At 71.9% G+C, this 22,140-nt stretch carries 13 protein-coding genes; 6 read left to right on the top strand and 7 right to left on the bottom strand.

The annotated features are described in order from the left end of the window. The first annotated feature begins 109 nt into the window (after positions 1 to 109). The 5 genes from secA to SSNG_RS13715 all read left to right on the top strand — a co-directional run bounded on the left by secA (position 110) and on the right by SSNG_RS13715 (position 11,963). On the top strand, positions 110 to 2,902 hold the full coding sequence (secA, locus tag SSNG_RS13735) for a preprotein translocase subunit SecA (RefSeq protein WP_007264434.1): 2,793 nt from the start codon (positions 110 to 112) through the stop codon (positions 2,900 to 2,902). A 1,881-nt stretch (positions 2,903 to 4,783) separates the two neighbouring features. Beyond that, positions 4,784 to 5,233, top strand: coding sequence for an Rv3235 family protein (locus SSNG_RS37925; protein ID WP_007264433.1), 450 nt, complete (start codon positions 4,784 to 4,786; stop codon positions 5,231 to 5,233). 200 nt (positions 5,234 to 5,433) lie between these two features. Next, positions 5,434 to 5,934: a hypothetical protein gene (locus SSNG_RS13725; RefSeq protein ID WP_007264432.1), complete on the top strand. Its 501-nt coding sequence runs from the start codon at positions 5,434 to 5,436 to the stop codon at positions 5,932 to 5,934. Beyond that, complete coding sequence (locus SSNG_RS13720) at positions 5,931 to 6,632, top strand: HAD family hydrolase (protein ID WP_050779623.1); 702 nt, start codon at positions 5,931 to 5,933, stop codon at positions 6,630 to 6,632. Before SSNG_RS13725 ends, SSNG_RS13720 begins: the two co-directional genes overlap by 4 nt. 363 nt (positions 6,633 to 6,995) lie before the next feature. Beyond that, entirely contained in the window at positions 6,996 to 11,963 is a 4,968-nt protein-coding gene (locus SSNG_RS13715) for an NAD-glutamate dehydrogenase (protein ID WP_042800976.1), read from the top strand. A gap of 157 nt (positions 11,964 to 12,120) precedes the next feature. On the opposite strand, the gene SSNG_RS13710 is transcribed toward SSNG_RS13715, so the two are convergent. After that, entirely contained in the window at positions 12,121 to 12,888 is a 768-nt protein-coding gene (locus SSNG_RS13710) for an ABC transporter ATP-binding protein (RefSeq protein WP_007264429.1), read from the bottom strand. Continuing rightward, complete coding sequence (locus tag SSNG_RS13705; RefSeq protein WP_007264428.1) at positions 12,881 to 13,789, bottom strand: ABC transporter permease; 909 nt, start codon at positions 13,787 to 13,789, stop codon at positions 12,881 to 12,883. Before SSNG_RS13705 ends, SSNG_RS13710 begins: the two co-directional genes overlap by 8 nt. Positions 13,790 to 13,933: 144 nt before the next feature. Between SSNG_RS13705 and SSNG_RS13700 the strand changes: the two genes are divergently transcribed. Next, the gene (locus SSNG_RS13700; RefSeq protein WP_007264427.1) at positions 13,934 to 14,572 is read left to right on the top strand and encodes a TetR/AcrR family transcriptional regulator; all 639 of its coding nucleotides are present in this window, start codon (positions 13,934 to 13,936) and stop codon (positions 14,570 to 14,572) included. 88 nt (positions 14,573 to 14,660) lie between these two features. On the opposite strand, the gene SSNG_RS13695 is transcribed toward SSNG_RS13700, so the two are convergent. The 5 genes from SSNG_RS13695 to SSNG_RS13675 all read right to left on the bottom strand — a co-directional run bounded on the left by SSNG_RS13695 (position 14,661) and on the right by SSNG_RS13675 (position 22,099). Continuing rightward, positions 14,661 to 15,860 (bottom strand): hypothetical protein, encoded by a 1,200-nt coding sequence (locus SSNG_RS13695; protein ID WP_007264426.1) that lies wholly within the window; start codon positions 15,858 to 15,860, stop codon positions 14,661 to 14,663. 192 nt (positions 15,861 to 16,052) lie between these two features. Then, entirely contained in the window at positions 16,053 to 18,320 is a 2,268-nt protein-coding gene (locus SSNG_RS13690; RefSeq protein ID WP_042800975.1) for a bifunctional glycosyltransferase family 2 protein/CDP-glycerol:glycerophosphate glycerophosphotransferase, read from the bottom strand. Between the two features lie 134 nt (positions 18,321 to 18,454). After that, positions 18,455 to 19,378 (bottom strand): carbohydrate ABC transporter permease, encoded by a 924-nt coding sequence (locus SSNG_RS13685; RefSeq protein WP_007264424.1) that lies wholly within the window; start codon positions 19,376 to 19,378, stop codon positions 18,455 to 18,457. Beyond that, positions 19,375 to 20,655 (bottom strand): sugar ABC transporter permease, encoded by a 1,281-nt coding sequence (locus tag SSNG_RS13680; protein ID WP_241695229.1) that lies wholly within the window; start codon positions 20,653 to 20,655, stop codon positions 19,375 to 19,377. Before SSNG_RS13680 ends, SSNG_RS13685 begins: the two co-directional genes overlap by 4 nt. Before the next feature lie 58 nt (positions 20,656 to 20,713). Next, a complete protein-coding gene (locus SSNG_RS13675; RefSeq protein ID WP_007264422.1) occupies positions 20,714 to 22,099 on the bottom strand; it encodes an ABC transporter substrate-binding protein in 1,386 nt (461 codons plus the stop codon). Positions 22,100 to 22,140: the final 41 nt, after the last annotated feature.

Below are 22,140 nucleotides of genomic sequence, written 5' to 3'. Positions count from 1 at the left end.
CTCCCGACGCGACCACGTCCTCGCTTACGATGGCCGTTGCGGTGGGGCCCACCTGCCGTGCCCGGCTACGTAAAGTGCCCAGGCCCGACCGGCAAGGAGACCAGCCTCAGTGTCCGTCTTCAACAAGCTCATGCGTGCAGGCGAAGGCAAGATCCTGCGCAAACTGCACCGCATCGCGGACCAGGTCAACTCCATCGAAGAGGACTTCGTCAACCTCTCCGACGCCGAGTTGCGCGCGCTCACGGACGAGTACAAGCAGCGCTACCAGGACGGCGAGAGCCTGGACGACCTGCTGCCGGAGGCCTTCGCCACCGTCCGCGAGGCCGCCAAGCGCGTCCTCGGCCAGCGGCACTACGACGTGCAGATCATGGGCGGCGCGGCGCTGCACCTCGGCTACGTCGCCGAGATGAAGACCGGTGAGGGCAAGACCCTCGTCGGCACGCTCCCCGCGTACCTGAACGCACTGTCCGGCAAGGGCGTCCACCTGATCACGGTGAACGACTACCTCGCCGAGCGCGACTCCGAGATGATGGGCCGCGTCCACAAGTTCCTTGGCCTGACCGTCGGCTGCATCCTGGCCAACATGTCGCCGGCCCAGCGCCGCGAGCAGTACGGCTGCGACATCACGTACGGCACGAACAACGAGTTCGGCTTCGACTACCTGCGCGACAACATGGCGTGGTCGCAGGACGAGCTGGTGCAGCGCGGCCACAACTTCGCCGTGGTCGACGAGGTCGACTCGATCCTCGTCGACGAGGCCCGCACCCCGCTGATCATCTCCGGCCCGGCCGACCAGGCCACCAAGTGGTACGCGGACTTCGCCAAGCTCGTCACCCGCCTGACCAAGGGCGAGGCCGGCAACCCGCTCAAGGGCATCGAGGAGACCGGCGACTACGAGGTCGACGAGAAGAAGCGCACCGTCGGCATCCACGAGGCCGGTGTCGCCAAGGTCGAGGACTGGCTCGGCATCGACAACCTCTACGAGTCGGTCAACACCCCCCTCGTCGGCTACCTCAACAACGCGATCAAGGCCAAGGAGCTCTTCAAGGCCGACAAGGACTACGTCGTCATCGACGGCGAAGTCATGATCGTCGACGAGCACACCGGCCGCATCCTCGCCGGCCGCCGCTACAACGAGGGCATGCACCAGGCGATCGAGGCGAAGGAAGGGGTGGACATCAAGGACGAGAACCAGACCCTCGCCACGATCACCCTGCAGAACTTCTTCCGCCTCTACTCCAAGCTCTCCGGCATGACCGGTACGGCCATGACCGAGGCCGCCGAGTTCCACCAGATCTACAAGCTGGGCGTCGTCCCCATCCCCACGAACCGGGGCATGCAGCGCAAGGACCAGCCCGACCTCATCTACCGGACCGAGGTCGCCAAGTTCGCCGCCGTCGTCGACGACATCGCGGAGAAGCACGAGAAGGGCCAGCCGATCCTCGTCGGCACGACGTCGGTCGAGAAGTCCGAGTACCTCTCGCAGCAGCTCTCCAAGCGCGGCATCCCGCACGAGGTCCTCAACGCCAAGCAGCACGAGCGCGAGGCCACGATCGTCGCCCAGGCCGGCCGCCGCGGCGCCGTCACCGTCGCCACCAACATGGCCGGCCGCGGTACCGACATCAAGCTCGGCGGCAACCCGGACGACCTCGCCGAGGCGGAGCTGCGCCAGCGCGGCCTCGACCCGGAGGAGCACATCGAGGAGTGGGCGCACGCCCTGCCCGAGGCCCTCGCCCGGGCCGAGGCGGCCGTCAAGGCCGAGTTCGAAGAGGTCAAGGAGCTCGGCGGCCTCTACGTCCTCGGCACCGAACGCCACGAGTCGCGCCGCATCGACAACCAGCTCCGCGGCCGCTCCGGCCGCCAGGGCGACCCGGGCGAGTCCCGCTTCTACCTGTCGCTGGGCGACGACCTGATGCGCCTGTTCAAGGCCCAGATGGTCGAGCGGGTCATGTCCATGGCCAACGTGCCGGACGACGTCCCGATCGAGAACAAGATGGTGACCCGCGCGATCGCGTCCGCGCAGTCCCAGGTCGAGACCCAGAACTTCGAGACCCGCAAGAACGTCCTGAAGTACGACGAGGTCCTCAACAGCCAGCGCGAGGTCATCTACGGCGAGCGCCGCCGCGTCCTGGAGGGCGAGGACCTGCACGAGCAGGTGCGCTTCTTCATGGACGACACCATCGACGCCTACATCGCCGCCGAGACCGTCGAGGGCTTCGCCGAGGAGTGGGACCTCGACCGGCTGTGGAGTGCCTTCCGGCAGCTCTACCCGATCAAGGTCACGGTGGAGGAGCTGGAGGAGGCGGCCGGCGACCGCGCGGGCATCACCGCCGAGTTCATCGCCGAGTCCGTCAAGGACGACATCCACGAGCAGTACGGCGCGCGCGAGCAGGCGCTCGGGGCGGACGTCATGCGCGAGCTGGAGCGCCGCGTGGTCCTGTCGGTGCTCGACCGCAAGTGGCGTGAGCACCTCTACGAGATGGACTACCTCCAGGAGGGCATCGGCCTGCGCGCGATGGCCCAGAAGGACCCGCTGGTCGAGTACCAGCGCGAGGGCTTCGACATGTTCAACGCCATGATGGAGGGCATCAAGGAGGAGTCCGTCGGCTACCTGTTCAACCTGGAGGTCCAGGTCGAGCAGCAGGTCGAGGAGCTCCCGGTGCAGGACGCGGCCCCGTCCCTGGTGAAGGAGCCGGTCCCGGCGGCCCGCCCCGAGATCCGCGCCAAGGGCCTGGACGCCCCCCAGCGCCCGGACCGCCTGCACTTCTCCGCCCCGACGGTCGACGGCGAGGGCGGCGTGGTCGAAGGCGACTTCGACTCCGACGCCGCCGGCGACGGCCTGACCCGCGCGGAACGCCGCCGCGCCCAGAAGGCGTCGGGCGGCCGCCGCCGCAAGAAGTAACGCGCCACGCGCCAGGGGCAACGCAGCCCACCCGACCGGGGCCGGACACCACAGGGTGTCCGGGCCCCGCCGCCGTGGGGGGCGTGTGGGGCTGGGCTGGGCTTGTATACAGGCAGCCTTGGATAGGGGGCGGGGGTGCGGGGGGCCGGGGTCCCCCCTGGACCGGATCAGAGAAGTCTGGGGGCTTCCCGTCAGTCCCATCGTCCTTCCGGTTCGGGCCGGTCCCTCAAGGGCGCTCCTTCGTCGCGTCGCTACGCGATCGCCTTCGGCGACCCTTGACCGACCGACCCGAACCGGAAAGCCGAAAGACTGCCGGGAAACCCCCAAAGAAACGGCACGGTCCATGGTGGAGGGACGGGCGTCTCAGGGACCAGGCGAGGGGCCGGGCGCCGGCCCGCCGGGCATCCGGGCCCCCAAGAGCCGAGATCCGGAGCCTGTGCGCGACCTACCCGCACGAGAAGGCGAACAGACTGCCCTGCGGAGCCCCCAGGCGCAGCAGATCGCTACGCGCTCCTCTCGTCTCAGCGTCCGGCGACCGCCTTGGGCTGATACCCGCACCAGAGGGCGAACAGAGCTCCCCAGGAAGCCGACAGGCGCGGCGGATCGCTACGCGCTCCTCCCGACTTGGCGTCGGACGGCCGTCTGGGGCTGATACCCGCACCAGAGGGCGAACAGAGCAGCCCAGGGAGCCGACAGGCGCGGCGGATCGCTACGCGCTCCTCCCGGCTCGGCGTCGGACGGCCGTCTGGGGGCTGGGATGGGGCACCAAAGGGGCGGGCGAAGGCCTTCGAGGGGTGAATCACCCCTCGCGCAGGGTCTTTGGCGGCTTTTCGGGGTCTGCGGGTGTCTCTTTCACCCGCAGACTCCGACAGAGGACCGTCCGACCCCATCTCAGCCCGCCAAATGCAGGCAAAAGGGGCATGGGGGTCTTCCGTGGGCTCATGATCGACCCAAGACGGCCGCCGGCCGCCGAGACCAGGGAAGCGGGTAGTGATCGGACGCGCCTGTCGGCTCCTTGGGCTGCTCTGTTCGCCTTCTGGTGCGGGTATCGGCCCAGGACGGCCGTCCGACGCCGAGCTGGGAGGAGCGCGTAGCGATCCGCCGCGCCCATGCGCCTCCTCGGCCGCTCTGTTCGTCCTTGGGGTGCGGCTATCAGCCATAGGCGGTCGTCTGACGCTGAGACGGGAGGAGCGCGTAGCGATCTGCTGCGCTTGGGGGCTTCCCAGGGGCTCTGATCGCCCTCTCGTGCGGGTGGCCGCCTCCCTGGCCCTGAGCCAGGGCTGGACGGGCCCGGATGCCCGGCGGGCCGGCCCCCCGGCACCGCGCCTGGTCCCTGAGACGCCCGTCCCTCCACTATGGACCGTGCCGTTTCTTTTGGGGGTTTCCCGGCAGTCTTTCGGCTTTCCGGTTCGGGTCGGTCGGTCAAGGGTCGCCGAAGGCGATCGCGTAGCGACGCGACGAAGGAGCGCCCTTGAGGGACCGGCCCGAACCGGAAGGACGATGGGACTGACGGGAAACCCCCAACCTGCTCTGATCCGGTCCAGGGGGACACCGCTCCCCGGTGCCCCGCCCCGCACCCGTGGGGGCTGCGGAGAGTGACCGGCGTCTTCGCCCCGTCGGCGGCGCCCCGTGGGGCCGAGAGGGTGATCGGGGGGTACTCCATCGGGTCTCCCCCGCGGGGGGTTTGGGCGTCCACTTGAGGGGTGTTGTGGGGGTGTTCCGGGGCCCGGGGGTGGGGGGTTGCCACACGGATAGGTGAACCTCCGCGAGGTGGGGGCCGGGGGGTCGGTGGCGGTTGCGGAGGGTGTTTGGCGGTCGTAGAAAACCGGCATCAAGTTACCGCCCGGTACCGCCGGGCTCGGTCTGATCGGGGGAAACGTCATGGACACCACCACGCGCGGCACGGTCGGCGGCGAGGGCAGTCGCAGCAGGCCCGGCGGGGCGGGGCGGACGCGGCCCGCCGGCCGGCGGGACCAGCGGCGTCCGGCGGTGGTGCCCCGGCAGGCGCGCCGGCTGGCCCCCCACGACTGGTTCGCGGAGCGGCTGCTGGCGGTGCTGAGCGGCCAGCGCCCCGTCCACTCCCTGCTCGGCCTCACGGTGGGCGAGGCCTACGAGCAGCTGGTGACCCTCGCCCCCGACGGCCCGTTGCGGGACCGGCTGCGCCCGGTGCTGCGCCACTGCGGGCGTTTCCACCCCGGGCCCGGGGTCATCGAGGCCTTCGCCCGGATCGCGACGGGGGACCGGGTATCGGCCATGGCGTTCCGGCTGGAGCAGGGCCCCGACCGGCGCTGGCGGTGCGCTGCGGTGGAGGTGCAGGGCCCGCGCCTGTAGAGGCGCCCGCGGCCGGCCGCACCCGCACCCGCAGCCCGCCACACCCGCCCCGCCCCCGAGGGCCCGAGGCCCCCCTCCGCGTGACCCGGTCGTACGGCCCGCCGCGCCCGCGCGGCCCCGCAGGGGCCCGAGGCCGTAGGCCCCCTCGCGTGACCGGGTCGTATCCTGAGGGCGTTTCCGACTACCGAAAGCAGCCGGCCATGCGCGTGTACGTCCCCCTGACCCTCCCCGGGCTCGCCGAGGCGCACAAGGCGGGGGAGCTGGGGCCCGCCCCGCTCCTTGCGTACGCCGTCACGCCCGGGCTGCGCGAGTGGTACGTGTCGGACGACATCGAGGAGCTGGAGTACGCCGCCCTCAGCCGGGCCGCCCTCGCCTCGCTGCGCCTGCTGGCCGCCGACCCGGCCGCCCCCCGCCGGCGGGTCGTCGTGGCGGTCGACGTCGACGACAAGGCCGCCACCGCCGTGCCCGGCCAGGACGAGGCCGCCCTCGGGCAGGTCACCCTCGGCGCTGCCGTGCGGCTGAAGGTGGCCGCCGCCGTGCACGCCGACGCCGATGACGCCGAGGGTGACGTCGCGGCCGCCGCCGGGGCCCTCGCGGCCGCCGACGCGGGGGACGACGACGCGCAGTTCACCGTGGACGGCGCCGAGGACCACGAGCTGCTGTGGTTCGGGGTGCAGGAGATTCCGGGCCTGCTGGGATGAGCGACGGGAACACCGCAGTGAGCGCCGGGACGAAAACCGGTGGGGCCCACATCGTGTGGGACTGGAACGGCACCCTGCTGCACGACATCGACGCCGTCATAGCCGCGACCAACGCCTCCTTCGCCGAGTTCGGGTTCGCGCCGCTCACGCTGGAGCGGTACCGCGAGCTGTACGTCGTACCGGTGCCGAAGTTCTACGAGCGGCTGATGGGCCGGCTGCCCACGGACGCCGAGTGGGCCGTGATGGACGAGGCCTTCCACCGCCACTACTGGGCCGCCGCCGAGGACGCGGGGCTCACCGAGGGGGCGCGGGAGCTGCTGCGGGGCTGGCAGGCGGACGGGCTCACCCAGTCCCTGCTGTCCCTCGCGCCCCACGAGAAGCTGGTGCCCCTGGTCCGGGAGCACGGCATCGACGTGCACTTCCTCCGCGTCGACGGGCGCGTCGGGCCCTCGCACACGTCCAAGGCGGGCCACCTCGTACGCCATATGGCCGCACTGGAGGCAGCCGGTGTGACCGCTCGCCGTACGGTCCTGGTGGGTGACGCCGTGGACGACGCGACGGCCGCGCGGCACGTAGGGGCGTACGCCGTTCTGTACACGGGCGGGTCGCACAGCCGCTCCAGCCTGGAGTCCGCCGGGGTCCCGGTCGTGGACAGCCTGGCGGAGGCCGTCGCGATGGCCCGTGAGCTGGCCGGATAGGCCGGTAACGGACCGTTCCGGCCAAGCGTCTGGCCAGACTGTCCAGGTTTTGCCCCCGGTTTTGTACAGATGCAGTGAATGACGACCGGGGGGTGGGGCGAGATAGCCTTGTACCCGTGATCAGCGCGATAGTCCTCGGGGGCACTGACGCCCCCGACCCGCGCCCGGCGCGTCTTGGCGGCCGGGCCTTCGCTGATCCCCGCCGCCGGGACCTGTCGATCACGGTCGAAGCCTTCCCCGGCGGCTCTCCCGACGCCGCGGCGTCGAAAACCGATCCGGACGGACATCCCGCCTCAACGCGGCGCTGTGTCATTCCTTCCTTCACCTACGTCACGCAACGGCGCGCGACAGGAGCCAGAGGACATGCAGACCAAGCTGGACGAAGCAAAGGCCGAGCTGCTCGCGCGGGCGGCACGGGTAGCTGAGAACAGCCCGGCCGGGGGGCTACTTCCGACTGGGTCCGAGCACGGCGAGCGCCCCGATCAGGGCACGACGCTCTCCTACCTCCAGCGCTACTACCTGCACACCGCCCCCGAGGACCTCGCCGACCGGGACCCGGTCGACGTGTTCGGTGCGGCGCTCTCCCACTACCGGCTCGCCGAGACCCGTCCGCAGGGCACCGCGAACGTCCGGGTCCACACCCCCACGGTCGAGGAGAACGGCTGGACCTCCAGCCACTCGGTCGTCGAGGTCGTCACGGACGACATGCCGTTCCTCGTGGACTCCGTGACGAACGAGCTGTCCCGCCAGGGCCGCGGCATCCACGTCGTGATCCACCCGCAGGTCGTCGTGCGCCGTGACGTCACCGGCAAGCTCATCGAGATCCTCGGCCCCGACTGCGACGCCCACGGTCCCAAGACCGCGCGCCCCCACGACTCCCTCGTCGAGTCCTGGATCCACGTCGAGATCGACCGCGAGACCGACAAGGCCGACCTCAAGCAGATCACCGGAGACCTGCTGCGCGTCCTGTCCGACGTCCGCGAGGCCGTCGAGGACTGGGAGAAGATGCGCGACGCCGCGCTGCGCATCGCCGAGGAGCTGCCGAACGAGCCCACCGCCCCGGACCTGCGCGAGTACGAGCTCGAAGAGGCCCGTGAGCTGCTGCGCTGGCTGTCGGACGACCACTTCACCTTCCTCGGCTACCGCGAGTACAACCTCGTCGACGGTGACGCCCTCGCCGCCGTGCCCGGCACCGGCCTCGGCATCCTGCGTTCCGACCCGGTCCACCGCGGCCAGGAGGACGCGCACCCGGTCTCGCCGTCCTTCAACCGGCTGCCCGCCGACGCCCGCGCCAAGGCCCGTGAGCACCGCCTGCTGGTGCTGACCAAGGCCAACAGCCGCGCCACCGTGCACCGTCCCTCGTACCTCGACTACGTGGGCGTGAAGAAGTTCGACGCCGACGGCAACGTCGTGGGCGAGCGCCGCTTCCTCGGCCTGTTCTCCTCCGCCGCGTACACCGAGTCGGTGCGCCGCGTCCCGGTGATCCGCCGCAAGGTGTCCGAGGTGCTGGAGGGCGCCGGCTTCTCGCCGTCCAGCCACGACGGCCGCGACCTGCTCCAGATCCTGGAGACCTACCCGCGCGACGAGCTCTTCCAGACCCCGGTCGACAAGCTCCGCGAGATCGCCACGTCCGTGCTGTACCTCCAGGAGCGCCGCCGGCTGCGGCTGTACCTGCGCCAGGACGAGTACGGCCGCTACTACTCGGCGCTCGTCTACCTGCCGCGCGACCGGTTCACCACCGGTGTCCGGCTGCGCCTGATGGACATCCTGAAGGAGGAGCTCGGCGGCACCAGCGTCGACTTCACCGCCTGGAACACCGAGTCGATCCTCTCCCGCATCCACTTCGTCGTCCGCGTCCCGCAGGGCACCGAGCTGCCCCTGCTGACCGACGCCGACGTCGAGCGCGTCGAGTCCCGCCTGGTCGAGGCGGCCCGCTCCTGGGCCGACGGCTTCGGCGAGGCGCTGACGGCCGAGCTGGGCGAGGAGCGCGCCGCCGAGCTGAGCCGCAAGTACGGCACCTCCTTCCCCGAGGGCTACAAGGCCGACCACTCGCCGCGCGCGGCCGTGGCCGACCTGTGCCACCTGGAGAAGCTGTCCGCCAGCGAGCGCCCCTTCGCGCTGTCGCTGTACGAGCCCGTCGGCGCGGGCCCCGGCGAGCGCCGCTTCAAGATCTACCGCGAGGGCGAGCAGGTCTCCCTCTCCGCGGTCCTGCCGGTCCTGCAGCGCCTGGGCGTCGAGGTCACCGACGAGCGGCCGTACGAGCTGCGCCGCAGCGACCGGGTCAGCGCCTGGATCTACGACTTCGGTCTGCGGATGCCGCTGTCCACGGGCAACGGGGACGCGTACCTCGGCGACGACGCGCGCGAGCGGTTCCAGGAGGCCTTCGCGGCCGTGTGGACCGGCGAGGCCGAGAACGACAACTTCAACACCCTCGTGCTGGGCGCCGGACTCACCTGGCGTCAGGCCGTCGTGCTGCGCGCGTACGCCAAGTACATGCGCCAGGCCGGCTCGACCTTCAGCCAGGACTACATGGAGGACACCCTCCGCAACAACGTCCACACCACGCGGCTGCTGGTCTCGCTCTTCGAGGCGCGGATGTCGCCGGGCCGCCAGGCCGCCGGCACCGAGCTGATCGACGCGATGATGGAGGAGCTGGACGGGGCCCTGGACCAGGTGGCCTCGCTCGACGAGGACCGCATCCTGCGCTCCTTCCTGACGCTGATCAAGGCGACGCTGCGGACGAACTTCTTCCAGCTCGACGAGGCGGGCGAGCAGCACTCGTACGTGTCGATGAAGTTCGACCCGCAGGCCATCCCGGACCTGCCGGCCCCGCGCCCCGCGTTCGAGATCTGGGTGTACTCCCCGCGCGTCGAGGGCGTCCACCTGCGCTTCGGCAAGGTCGCCCGAGGCGGTCTGCGCTGGTCCGACCGGCGCGAGGACTTCCGTACGGAGGTGCTCGGCCTGGTCAAGGCGCAGATGGTCAAGAACACGGTGATCGTGCCGGTCGGCGCCAAGGGCGGCTTCGTCGCGAAGAACCTGCCGGACCCCTCGGTGGACCGCGACGCGTGGCTCGCCGAGGGCATCGCCTCGTACAAGATCTTCATCTCGGCGCTGCTCGACATCACCGACAACATGGTCGGCGGGGAGGTCGTGCCGCCGAAGGGCGTGGTCCGCCACGACGAGGACGACACCTACCTCGTCGTCGCCGCCGACAAGGGCACCGCGACCTTCTCCGACATCGCCAACGGCGTCGCGGAGTCGTACGGCTTCTGGCTGGGCGACGCCTTCGCCTCGGGCGGCTCGGCCGGCTACGACCACAAGGGCATGGGCATCACCGCCCGCGGCGCCTGGGAGTCCGTCAAGCGGCACTTCCGCGAGCTGGGCCACGACACCCAGACCGAGGACTTCACTGTCGTCGGCGTCGGCGACATGTCCGGCGACGTCTTCGGCAACGGCATGCTGCTCTCCGAGCACATCCGCCTGGTCGCCGCCTTCGACCACCGGCACATCTTCATCGACCCGACCCCGGACGCGGCGACCTCGTACGCGGAGCGCCGGCGCCTGTTCGAGCTGCCGCGTTCCTCGTGGGCGGACTACGACACCGCGCTGCTGTCGGCGGGCGGCGGGATCCACCCGCGCAGCGCCAAGTCCATCCCGGTCAACGCACAGATGCGCGCCGCCCTCGGCATCGAGGCGGGCGTCACCAAGATGACCCCGGCCGAGCTGATGCAGGCCATCCTGCAGTCCCCGGTGGACCTGCTGTGGAACGGCGGCATCGGCACGTACGTCAAGGCCACCGCCGAGACGCACGCCGACGTCGGCGACAAGGCCAACGACGCGATCCGCGTCAACGGCTCCGACGTCCGCGCCAAGGTCGTCGGCGAGGGCGGCAACCTGGGCCTGACCCAGCTGGGCCGCATCGAGTTCGCCCGCACCGGCGCCGGCGGCGAGGGCGGCAAGGTCAACACCGACGCCATCGACAACAGCGCGGGCGTGGACACCTCCGACCACGAGGTGAACATCAAGATCCTGCTGAACTCGGTGGTCGCGGACGGCGACATGACCGTCAAGCAGCGCAACAAGCTGCTCGCCGAGATGACCGACGAGGTCGGCTCGCTGGTGCTGCGCAACAACTACGCGCAGAACACGGCCCTGGCGAACGCCTCCGCGCAGGCCCCCAGCCTGCTCCACGCCCAGCAGCGCTTCATGCGCCGCCTGGGCCGGGACGGGCTGCTGGACCGCCAGCTGGAGTTCCTGCCGAACGACCGGCAGATCCGCGAGCTGCTCAACACCGGCAAGGGCCTGACCCAGCCGGAGCTGGCGGTGCTCTTCGCCTACACGAAGATCACCGTGGCGGACGAGCTCATCCACACCGAGCTGCCGGACGACCCGTACCTGCGCCGCCTGCTGCACGCGTACTTCCCGGGCGCCCTGCGCGCGAAGTTCCCCGAGCAGATCGACGGGCACGCGCTGCGCCGGGAGATCATCACCACCCTGCTGGTCAACGACACCGTCAACACCGGTGGTTCGACCTTCCTGCACCGTCTGCGGGAGGAGACCGGCGCCTCCATGGAGGAGATCGTCCGGGCGCAGCTCGCGGCCCGTGAGATCTTCGGCCTGGCCGAGGTGTGGGACGCGGTCGAGGCGCTGGACAACAAGGTCCCGGCCGACGTCCAGACCCGGGTGCGGCTGCACTCGCGGCGCCTGGTGGAGCGCGGTACGCGCTGGCTGCTGAACAACCGGCCGCAGCCGCTCCAGATCACCGAGACCATCGAGCTCTTCGGGGCCCGGGTGGCGGAGGTCTGGTCGGAGCTGCCGAAGCTGGTGCGCGGCGCGGACCTGGAGTGGTACCAGTCGATCATGGACGAGCTGACCGGCGAGGGCGTGCCGGAGGAGCTCGCGGCGAAGGTGGCCGGGTTCTCGTCGGCGTTCCCGACGCTGGACATCGTCGCCATCGCGGACCGGACGGGCGTGGACCCGCTGTCCGTCGCCGAGGTGTACTACGACCTGGCCGACCGCCTGGACATCACGCAGCTGATGGACCGCATCATCGACCTGCCGCGGTCCGACCGCTGGCAGTCGATGGCCCGCGCGTCGATCCGTGAGGACCTGTTCGCGGCGCACGCGGCGCTGACGGCCGACGTGCTGGCGGTGGGCAACGGCTCTTCCACTCCCGAGGAGCGCTTCAAGGCGTGGGAGGAGAAGAACGCGGCGCTCATCGGCCGGGCTCGGACGACCCTGGACGAGATCCGGGGCTCGGACGACTTCGACCTGGCGAACCTGTCGGTGGCGATGCGGACGATGCGGTCGCTGTTGCGCGCTCACGCGTAGTCGCCGCTGAGGCGTACGGACACGGGCCGGGCCCGGGACCCCTTGGGGGGTACCGGGCCCGGCCCGTTCGTGCCTTCGGGTGCGGCGCCGTTGCCGGGGGCTCTGCCCCCGGACCCCCGCGCCTCAAACGCCGGCGGGGCTGGATGGGACGGCGGGGCTATTTCGTGAATGCCTCGTACGCGTCGCAGACTTCCTTTGCGGGTCCGTCCATGCGGAGGACGCCCGACTCCAGCCAGATGGCCCGGTCGCAGGTTTCGCGGACCGTGCCGATGGAGTGGCTGACGAGGAAGACGGTGCCGGCCCGGGCGCGGAGTTCCTCGATGCGGGCCTGGCTGCGGCGCTGGAAGGCGGCGTCGCCGGTGGCGAGGGCCTCGTCGATCATCAGGACGTCGTGGTCCTTGGCGGCCGCGATGGAGAACCGCAGCCGGGCGCCCATCCCGGAGGAGTAGGTGCGCATGGGCAGGGAGATGAAGTCGCCCTTCTCGTTGATGCCGGAGAAGTCGACGATGCCCTGGTAGCGCTCGCGGACCTGCTGCTTGGTCATGCCCATCGCGAGCCCGCCGAGGACGACGTTCCGCTCGCCGGTGAGGTCGTTCATCAGGGCGGCGTTCACTCCGAGGAGGGACGGCTGGCCGTGCGAGTAGACCGCGCCGCGGGCCACCGGCTGGAGGCCGGCGATGGCCTTGAGCAGGGTGGACTTGCCCGAGCCGTTGGAGCCGATCAGGCCGATCGCCTCGCCCTTGTACGCGGTGAAGCTGACGCCCTTGACGGCGTGGACCTCGCGGACGCCCGGGGCGGGCTTGCGGGAGAAGATCCGGCTGAGGGCGGCGGTGGCGCCGCCCTTGCGGCCCCCGCCGTGGACCTTGTAGACGACGTGGACCTCGTCCGCGATGACGGTCGGGACACGGGTGTCGGTGTCAGCCACGGCCGTACTCCTCCTCTGCCTTCCAGAAGTAGACGAAGCCGCCGACGCCGGCGAGCAGCGCCCAGCCGATGGCGATCGGCCACACGTGGTGCGGGAGCGAGCCCGCCTTGAAGCTGTCGATCAGCGCGAAGCGCATCAGGTCGATGTAGACGGCCGCCGGGTTGGTCTTGAGCATCAGCGAGACCCAGTGCGGCAGGTGGTCCGTCTTGAGCATGGTGTCGATGGACCACATCACCCCGGACGAGTACATCCAGGTGCGCAGGACGAACGGCATCAGCTGGCTGACGTCCGGGTTCTTGCTGCCGATGCGGGCCATGACCATCGCGCAGCCGGCGCAGAAGACGGCCATCAGGAAGAGCGCCGGGAGCGCGATCAGCCAGGAGGCGGAGGGGGTCTGGCCGAAGGCCAGGAGCAGGACGACCAGGGCCGCCATGGTGACGAGCAGCTGCTGGAAGAGCTGGACCACGGAGGAGATGGGCAGGCTGGCGCGGGGGAAGTGCAGGGCGCGGACCAGGCCGAGGTTGCTGTGGACGGCGCGGGTGCCGGCGTTGACGGAGCTGCCGATGAAGTCCCAGACGAAGACGCCGGTGATCAGGAACGGCACGTAGTCGGGGACGCCGTGGCTGGCGCGCATGACGATGCCGAAGACGAAGTAGTAGACGGCCGCGTTGAGCAGCGGGGTCATCAGGTGCCAGACCTGGCCGAGCTTGGCCGTGCTGTACGTGGCGTGCATCCGGGCGGTCGCGTACGCCGTCACGAAGTGGCGGCGGTTCCAGAGCTGTGCGACGTAGCGCGGGAGGGAGGGGCGGGCGCCGCTGACGGTCAGGCCGTGGGCTGCCGCCAGTTCCGCGGGGGAGGGCGGCGCTGAGGTCGCGGTGGTCACGGTGGTCACGGTGGTCACGGGGTCGCTTTCGACGGAGGTCTGGGGCGCCCGACGATGGGACGGGTCCGTATCGTCGCTACGGTGACAGTAGGGCGTGAAGCGTCGGGACGCAACCGTATCGTCGTGACGGGCAGGTGACGGCGTCGCCGCTATGCTCTGTGCATGACCAAGGACTCCGCCGCCGCTCCCGCCGCCCGCCGCGCTCCCGCCGGCGCCGCCGTCCTGCGCGAGGACGTCACCGAGGCGATCCGCGCGGCCGTGGTGGAGGAACTCGCGGCGGTGGGCTTCGCCCGGATGTCGATCGAGGGCATCGCGCGGCGGGCCGGGGTCGGCAAGACCGCCGTGTACCGGCGCTGGAAGTCGAAGCTGCACCTGGTGCTCGACCTGATCGGCGCCGTGGCGGCGGACGGCATCCCCGTGCCGGCGACCGGGTCCCTCTACGGGGACGTGCGCGCCCTGCTGGAGGTCATGTCACACGTACTGCGGCACCCCGTGGCCTCGGCGGTGATCCCCGACCTGCTGGTCGAGGCCGCCCGGAACCCGGAGATCGCGGACGCGGTGCGGGGGGCGCTGGTGGAGGGGCAGCGGCGGCTCGCCGAGGGCATCGTCTCCGAGGCCGTCGCCCGGGGTGAGCTGCCGGCGGGCGCGGACCCCGACCACGCCCTGGACCTGGTGATCGGCCCGCTGTACTGGCGCCAGGTCGTCGTGCGCGACGCGGTGCCGGCCCCGTACCTGGACGGCCTGGCCCGCTCGGTGGTGGCGGGCCTGCGGTCGGACGCGGGCCCCGCCGGAACGGCCTAGGCGACCCGGACGGCTGGGCTGTCGGGACGGCCTGGACGGCCTGGACGGCCTGGTGGGCCCCGGGCGGACGGCCCGGGGCCCGAGGGCGTCAGTGGCTGCTGCAGTCGGGCACGTTGCCCGCGCAGTTGGACGGCTTGTTCCCGGTGATTTCGCTGTGCTCGTTCTGCACGGTGGCCGGGGCGACGTTGTTGACGCCGCCGCCCTGGTCGCCGGCCCGGTTCTCCTTGATGACCGCCTTCGTGAGCGTCAGCACCGGGTCGGGGGCGGCGGCGTCGAACCCCCGCTCGTTGTTGATGCCGCCGCCGTCGTCACCGGCCTGGTTCTTGAACACCTTGGTCCTCGACAGGGTGGCCCGCCCCGCGTTGTCCAGGCCGCCGCCGTTCCCGCCCGCCTTGTTGCCGCCGAGCTCGCCGCCGTGGACCTCCAGGGAACCGGTGGACGCGTTCTCGATGCCGCCGCCCCGCCCGCCGACCCAGTTCCCGACGATCTGGGTCTCCTTGAGGGTCGCGGTGCCCCCGTTGTAGACACCGCCGCCGTACGTGCCGCCGCCGCCCTGGTTGTTGGTGGCGGCGTTGCGCGCGATCTTGCTGTCCTTGGCCTTCAGGGTGCCGGCGTTGTAGACGCCGCCGCCGAACTGGTCCGCAGCGTTGCCCGACACGGTGCTCCCGAGGAGCTCGACGGTTCCGTCGGCGCTGTTGTAGATGCCGCCGCCCCCGGCATCCGCGGAGTTCTGGTTCGTGACCGTGTTGGTCAGCACCCGGCTGTGCACCAGGGTGGTGCGGCCGTTCACGTTGGCGATGCCGCCGCCGGCCGCCTCGGCCTGGTTGCCGGCCACGGTGCTCTTCTCCAGGCGCAGGGTGCCCCGGTTGAGGATGCCGCCGCCGTCGGAGGCCGTGGCGTTTCCGCCGGCCACGGTGATGCCCTGCAGGGAGAGCTGTCCCGACGCGGCGACTTCGAGCAGCCGGAAGGGGGTGGCGGAGGACCGGATCAGGGTGGAGTCCTCGCCCCGGATGGTCACCCTGCCGGTGATGACCGGCAGCGCGTTCCCGCTGTCCTCGAAGTCGTCCGCGAAGGGGTAGGCACACCGTTCGGCGAGGTTGACCGTCCCTCCGCCGGGGTTGGCGTTCACCTGCTGCACCGCGCTGATGAGTGCCGCGGTATGGGAGCACCCCACCGTCACGTTCAACGGCGCGGCGTGGGCGGGTGCTGCCAGGACCGGGGCGGCCGTGGCGCACAGACCGAGACCCGCCACCGCGGTGGAGCAGGCGAGGAAAAGGCGCAGCGTCATGGGCTTCCTTCCACTGTTGCCCAGGCCGCCGCCCGGCCGGAGCGGCGGGCCGGCGCCTGGATCACATGTGGTAGTTACCGCCCGATCCGCCGGCGGGCCGGGACCGGGCCGTGACCCGCGGCGAAGTCCATGCTTACGGTCGGCCCCTCTGGCCCGGACGGCCCAAACGCCCGGATGACGGGGGAGACCCGGCTACGGCCACAGGTCCGCGCGGAGGCCCGCGGACAGGGGGGTCAGGTCCGGGGCCGAGGCGGGGGGAGCGGGGCGGCGGTCCTCCAGCGGGGTGATCGCCGGGACCGGGGTGGACTGGCCCAGGAAGACGTGGCGGACCACGCGCTCGGCCGCGTGGCCGTCGTCGTACGAGCAGAAGCGCGCGCGGAACGCCGTGCGCAGCTGTGCCGAGCGGGAGCCCTGCCAGTGGCCGGTGGCGAAGATGTCCACGAGTTCGTCCTCCGTGCGGGCGATCGCCCCCGGGGGACAGGAACGCAGGTCGAAGTAGGTGCCGCGGGCGGCCTCGTACGCCTCCCAGTCGTCCGCGTGGATCACGATCGGCCGGTCCAGGGACGCGTAGTCGAACATCAGGGACGAGTAGTCCGTGACCAGCGCGTCCGAGGCGAGGCACAGCTCCTCCACCGACGGGTGGGCGGAGACGTCCAGCAGCCTCGGGTGCGGGTCGTGGACGGACTCGGTGCCCGCGTACGTCAGGTGCGTGCGCGCGAGGATCGTGAAGCGCGGGCCCAGGTCCCGCAGGACCCGCTCGAAGTCCAGGTGCTCGGGCCGGCTGCGCCGGTAGTCGCGGTGGGTCGGGGCGTACAGGATCGCGGTCGTGCCCGGGGCGATGCCCAACCGCTCGCGCAGGGCGAGCACCTCCTCCTGCCCGGCCCGGTGGAAGGGGTCGTTGCGGGGGTAGCCGTACTCCAGGGTGGTGTAGGAGGCGGGCACGGCCCGCTCCCACACCAGGGTGGAGTGACGGTTGGAGGACAGCAGGTAGTCCCACTGGTCGGCGCCGCGCAGCAGCCCCTCGAAGTCCGTGGTCGGGGTGGCCGCCGGACGGTCCTGGAGGTCGAGGCCGACCCGCTTGAGCGGGGTGCCGTGCTGCGTCTGGAGCAGGACCTGGCCGGGCCGCTTGACCAGGGCGCGGTCGAAGTTCACGTTCGTCGTCAGGTACCCCGCCCGGGCCAGGGCGCTCCAGTACGCGGCCGAAGCCGGCCGCAGCGGGGTGGTCCCGGGCGGCAGGGTGGCCGCGTGCCGGGGGTCGCAGATCCACGCCGTGCGCATGCGCGGGGCCAGCTCCCGCAGCTTCGCCTCGATCGCCGCCGGGTTGCACGCGTAGCCGCCGTGCCAGTACGCGGAGAACACCGCCAGCTCGGGCCGCAGCGGGAGCAGCCGCTGCACCCGGTAGTGCAGCCGCAGGGCGCTCTCGCGCAGCCCCCGCCCCAGCGCGGACCCGGCCCGGCCCGCGGCCAGGGCGCCCGCGCGGACGCCCGAGGCCAGCCCGTAGGCGTGCCGGGCGCCGAGGCGCATCAGGGCGTGCCGGAGCCGGTCGGTGCGGGACGGCGGCAACGGCGGGGACGCGGGGCCGCCCGGGACGCGGTGGCGGCGCAGCAGGGCCGAGGCCCGCGCGAAGAACTCGGCGCGGGCGGCGCGCGGGAGGCGGCGCGGGTCCGCGTACACGGCGCAGAAGTGCTCGGCCATCCGCCGGTGCACCGCCGGGCGCCACCGGTCCAGCTCGGGACGGGCGGCGAGGTGGCCGAAGACCCGGTCGTACTGGTCGAAGACGTCGAGGTGGCGCCGGCTGGGGGTGGTCGTGATCGAGCCGGTGCGGCGCCGGCGGTAGTGGACGCAGACCCGGTCGAGGACGGCCACGGACTCGGCGGCCAGCAGGGCCGGGTAGGTCCAGGGGATGTCCGCGTAGAAGCCGGGCGGGAACTCCAGGCCCTCGCGCTCCGCGTACTCGCGCCGGTAGGCCTTGTTCCCCGCCGCCATCGGCATGCCGAGCAGGCCCGGGCGGTCGGCGAGCCGGAAGCTGGCCGGGCCGTCCTCGCAGAGCCGGTGCGCGGAGCGGTCGCGGACGGTCTCGCCGGTCCAGGAGGTGCGGGCGTGGTCGTAGACCAGGACGTCGGGGGAGCCGGTGGCCTTGAGCCGGTCGGTGACCGCCTGGAGGGCGCCGGGGGTGAGGGTGTCGTCGCCGTCGAGGAAGAGCAGGTAGTCGCCGGTGGCCCGGGCCAGACCCGCGTTGCGGGCCGGGCCCGGGCCCAGGTTGTGCGCCAGGTGCACCGCGGTGACCCGGGGGTCGCGGGCCGCGTACTCGTCGATGATCGAACCGCAGGCGTCCGGGGAGGCGTCGTCGACCGCGATCAGTTCCAGATCCGGGTACGACTGGGACAGGACCGAGTCCAGGCTCTCCTGGAGGTACGCCTGAACCTTGTACGCGGGCACGATGACGCTGAACCGGGGCACGGCACATCCAGGGGTCGGCGCGGGCATATTGCCCAGGAACCGCGCGCGCGGCGATCGGGTTACGCAGCGTGTGGCATTCGGGTTACGCAGCGTCAACACCCCATGTCGGACCCGGTCGCCGCGGTGGCCGTGGGTTACTTCACGGCGCCGGCCATCACCCCCGTCGCGAACTGCCGCTGGAAGGCGAAGAACACCAGCAGCGGCACCACCATCGACAGGAACGCGCCGGGCGCCAGCACGTCGATGTTGTTCCCGAACTGCCGCACCTGCTGCTGGAGCGCCACCGTCACGGGCGGGTGCGCCGAGTCGGCGAAGACCAGCGCCACCAGCATGTCGTTCCACACCCACAGGAACTGGAAGATGCCCAGCGAGGCGATCGCCGGACCGCCGAGCGGCAGCACCACCCGCGCGAAGAGCCGCAGTTCGCCCGCCCCGTCGAGCCGGGCCGCCTCCAGCAGCTCGCGGGGGATCTCCGCGAAGAAGTTCCGCAGCAGGAACACCGCGAACGGCAGCCCGAACGCGGTGTGGAACAGCACCACCCCCGCCGTCGTCTCGAACAGGCCGATGGAGCCGAAGAGTTCCGACACCGGGATCAGCGCCACCTGCACCGGGACCACCAGCAGCCCCACCACGACCAGGAACAGCCAGTCCCGGCCGGGGAACTCCAGCCACGCGAAGGCGTAGCCGGCGAACGCGCCGAGGACGAGGACGAGCAGCGTCGCCGGGACGGCGATCGCCACCGTGTTCAGCAGCGAGCCGGTGATGGTGTCGTTCTCCAGCAGGTGCGCGTAGTTGGACGCGGTCAGCCGCGAGGGCTCGGTCAGCGCCCGCCACCAGCCGCCGCGGTTGAGGTCGTCGGGGGACAGGAGGGAGGACACCAGCAGCCCGAGCGTGGGCAGCAGCCAGAACAGCCCGGCCAGGACGAGGAAGGCGCGCAGCAGCACGCTCCCCGCCAGCCGCCGCAGGACGCTCGCAGCGGTGCTCGGCGCGGTGCTCGCCGGGGTACGTTCCCCGGTACTCGCCCGGGTGCTCGGCGCGGTGCTCGGCCGGGCGCTCATCGGGAGGCCTCCTTCCGCATCCGCCGGATGTTCAGCAGCATCACCGGCACCACCAGCACCAGCAGCAGCACCGCGATGGCGCTGCCGAGCCCCGGATCGGCGTCCGTCCCGAAGGACGTCCGGTACAGCTGGAGCGCGAGCACGTTCGCGTCGTCCTGCACCGCACCCGGAGCGATCACGAACACCAGGTCGAAGACCTTCATCACGTTGATGACCAGCGTCACCAGGACCACCACCAGCACCGGCGCCAGCAGCGGCACCGTGATCCGGCGGAACACCTGCCACTCCCCGGCCCCGTCCACCCGCGCCGCCTCCAGCAGCTCGCGCGGCACCGCCGCCAGCCCCGCCCCGATCAGCACCATCGCGAACCCGGCCCACATCCACACGTACGCCCCGATCACCGCCGGGGTCACCAGCACCGGCCCGAGCCACTCCACCCCCGCGTACGCCGCCCGGAAGTTCGACTCCGGCAGCCGAATCCGCGACCGGTCGGCCGCCGCGGGCAGCGTGAACGTGCCGTCGGGGCCGGTCGTCGCCGAGGCCACCACCCGGCCGTCCTTCACCGCCTCCACCCGCATCCCCGACAGGCCCGACTCCGCCGGGTCGACCACGTTCGGCAGCCCGCCGCCGCCCCGGGTGAAGTCCTGCCAGACGGTGCCGGTCACCGCCCCCGGCACCACCGCGGCACGCCCCGCCGCACGCGTCCCCGCGGGCAGGGCCTCCGGCGCCACCCCGACCAGCGGCAGCAGCACCGGCTCGCCCGCCCGCACCGTCTCCCGCGTCACCAGCGCACCGCCGGCGGCGGGCTCCAGCGGGGAGTCCCGGCCCGGACGGGCCCCCGGGAAGGCGGAGGACTCCGCGAAGGTGTCGTGCACCCCGACCCACACCGCGTTGGCCACGCCCCGCTGCGGGTCGTGGTCGTACACGAGCCGGAAGATGATGCCCGCCGCCAGCATCGAGATCGCCATCGGCATGAACACCAGCAGCTTGAACGCGGTCCCCCAGCGCACCCGCTCCGTCAGCACCGCGAAGACCAGCCCCAGCGCGGTCGCCGTCGCCGGGGCGAACACCACCCACACGGCCGTGTTCCGCAGCGCCGTACGGATCACCGGATCGCTCAGGATCCGCCGGTAGTTGCCCGCCCCGACGAAGGCGTCGCCGGAGCGGTCGAAGAGACTGCGGTAGAGGGAGTAGCCGATGGGCTGCACCACGAGCGCGCCCAGCAGCACCAGGGCGGGCAGCAGGAACGCCGCCGCCACCAGCCGCCGGCGGGACAGGTCCCCGCGGCGGTGGGCCCGGGGCCGGGCCCCGGGCTTGGCCGTCGCCGCCACGGCGTCAGTTCCCGAACGCCTTGGCCGCTTCCGCCTCCAGCCTCTCCTGGGTCCCCGCCACGTCCGACGGGTTCGCCAGGAAGTCCTGCAACGCCTTCCACTCGCCGGCGCCCGGCGTCCCGCCGAAGGCCGCCGGAGCCTGGTCGGACATGTCGAAGCGGAAGTCGTCGCCCGCCGCGATCAGCGCCTTCGCGATGCCCCGCTGGATGTCGTTCGGGTACGCCGCCGGGTCCACCGCCTTGTTCGGCGAGACGAACCCGCCCTCCCGGGCCTGCACCGCCGCCGCGTCCGCCGACGCCAGGAACGTCAGCAGCGCCTGCGCGCCCTTGCCCGGCTTCAGGGCCACCGCCACGTCGCCGCCCGACACCACCGGCGGCTTCGCGCCGACCGCCGGGAACGGGAACACCAGGGCGTCCTCGCCCACCTTCGCCTTGGTCTGCGCGATGTTCACCGCCACGAAGTCGCCCTCGAAGACCATCGCCGCCGCCGGCCGGTCCCCGCCCGTGAAGGTCTGCGTCACCGACTTGGGGAACTCCGTCGCCAGCGCCCCGGTCGGGCCGCCCGCCAGGAAGTCCTTGCGGGCGAACAGCTGCCCCAGGGTGGTCAGCGCCTGCTTGACGCTGTCGTCCGTCCACTTGATCTCGTGCCGGGCCAGCCGGTCGTACTGCTCCGGACCCGCCTGCGACAGGTAGACGTTCTCGAACCAGTCCGTGAGGGTCCACCCGTCCGCGCCCGCCACCGACACCGGAGCCGTGCCCGACGCGGAGAGCGTGTCGGCGACCGACAGGAAGTCCTTCCAGGTCGCCGGGGGCTTCACGCCCGCCGCCTCGAACGCCTTCGCGTTGTACCAGACCAGCGACTTGTTGGCCGCCTTGTAGTAGACGCCGTACTGGGTGCCGTCCACCGCGCCCAGCTTCCGCCAGCCCGGCGCGTAGTTCTTCTCCAGCTGCGCCCTGGCCTCCGGGCCCGCCGGCTGCGCCCACTTGTTCCGCACCGCCGCCGTCAGCGCCCCGACCTGGGGGAGCAGCGCCACGTCCGGCGGCTGACCGCCCGCGATCTTCGTGCCGAGGAAGGTGACGATGGGGTCCTGCGCCGGGACGAAGGTGACGCTCGCGCCCGTCCGCTTCTCGAACTCCTTCAGCACCTTCGTGAAGTTCGCCTGCTCGGGCCCCGTCCAGACCGCGGCGACCTCCAGCTTCTCGCCGGGCAGTTTCGGTAATTCGACCGTGTGGGCGCTCTGCTGCCCGGACGGGGTGGACCCGCCCGTGCCGCCGCCGTCACCGCTCCCGCCGCCGCAGGCGGTGAGCGCGAGCGCTCCCGCCGCGGCGAGTGCCGCCCAGACTCTTGCCGCCGTGCGTTTCGTGTGGCCGGTTCCGTGCTGTGTCCGCATGGTCTCGCCCCCGATGCCGTCGTGCCCGTGGTGTAACGCGT

It is taken from the genome of Streptomyces sp. C (assembly GCF_000158895.1).
Taxonomy (GTDB): domain Bacteria; phylum Actinomycetota; class Actinomycetes; order Streptomycetales; family Streptomycetaceae; genus Streptomyces; species Streptomyces racemochromogenes.
The sequence above is the reverse complement of the archived record's forward strand: the minus strand, read 5'-3'. Positions and strand labels throughout refer to the sequence as shown.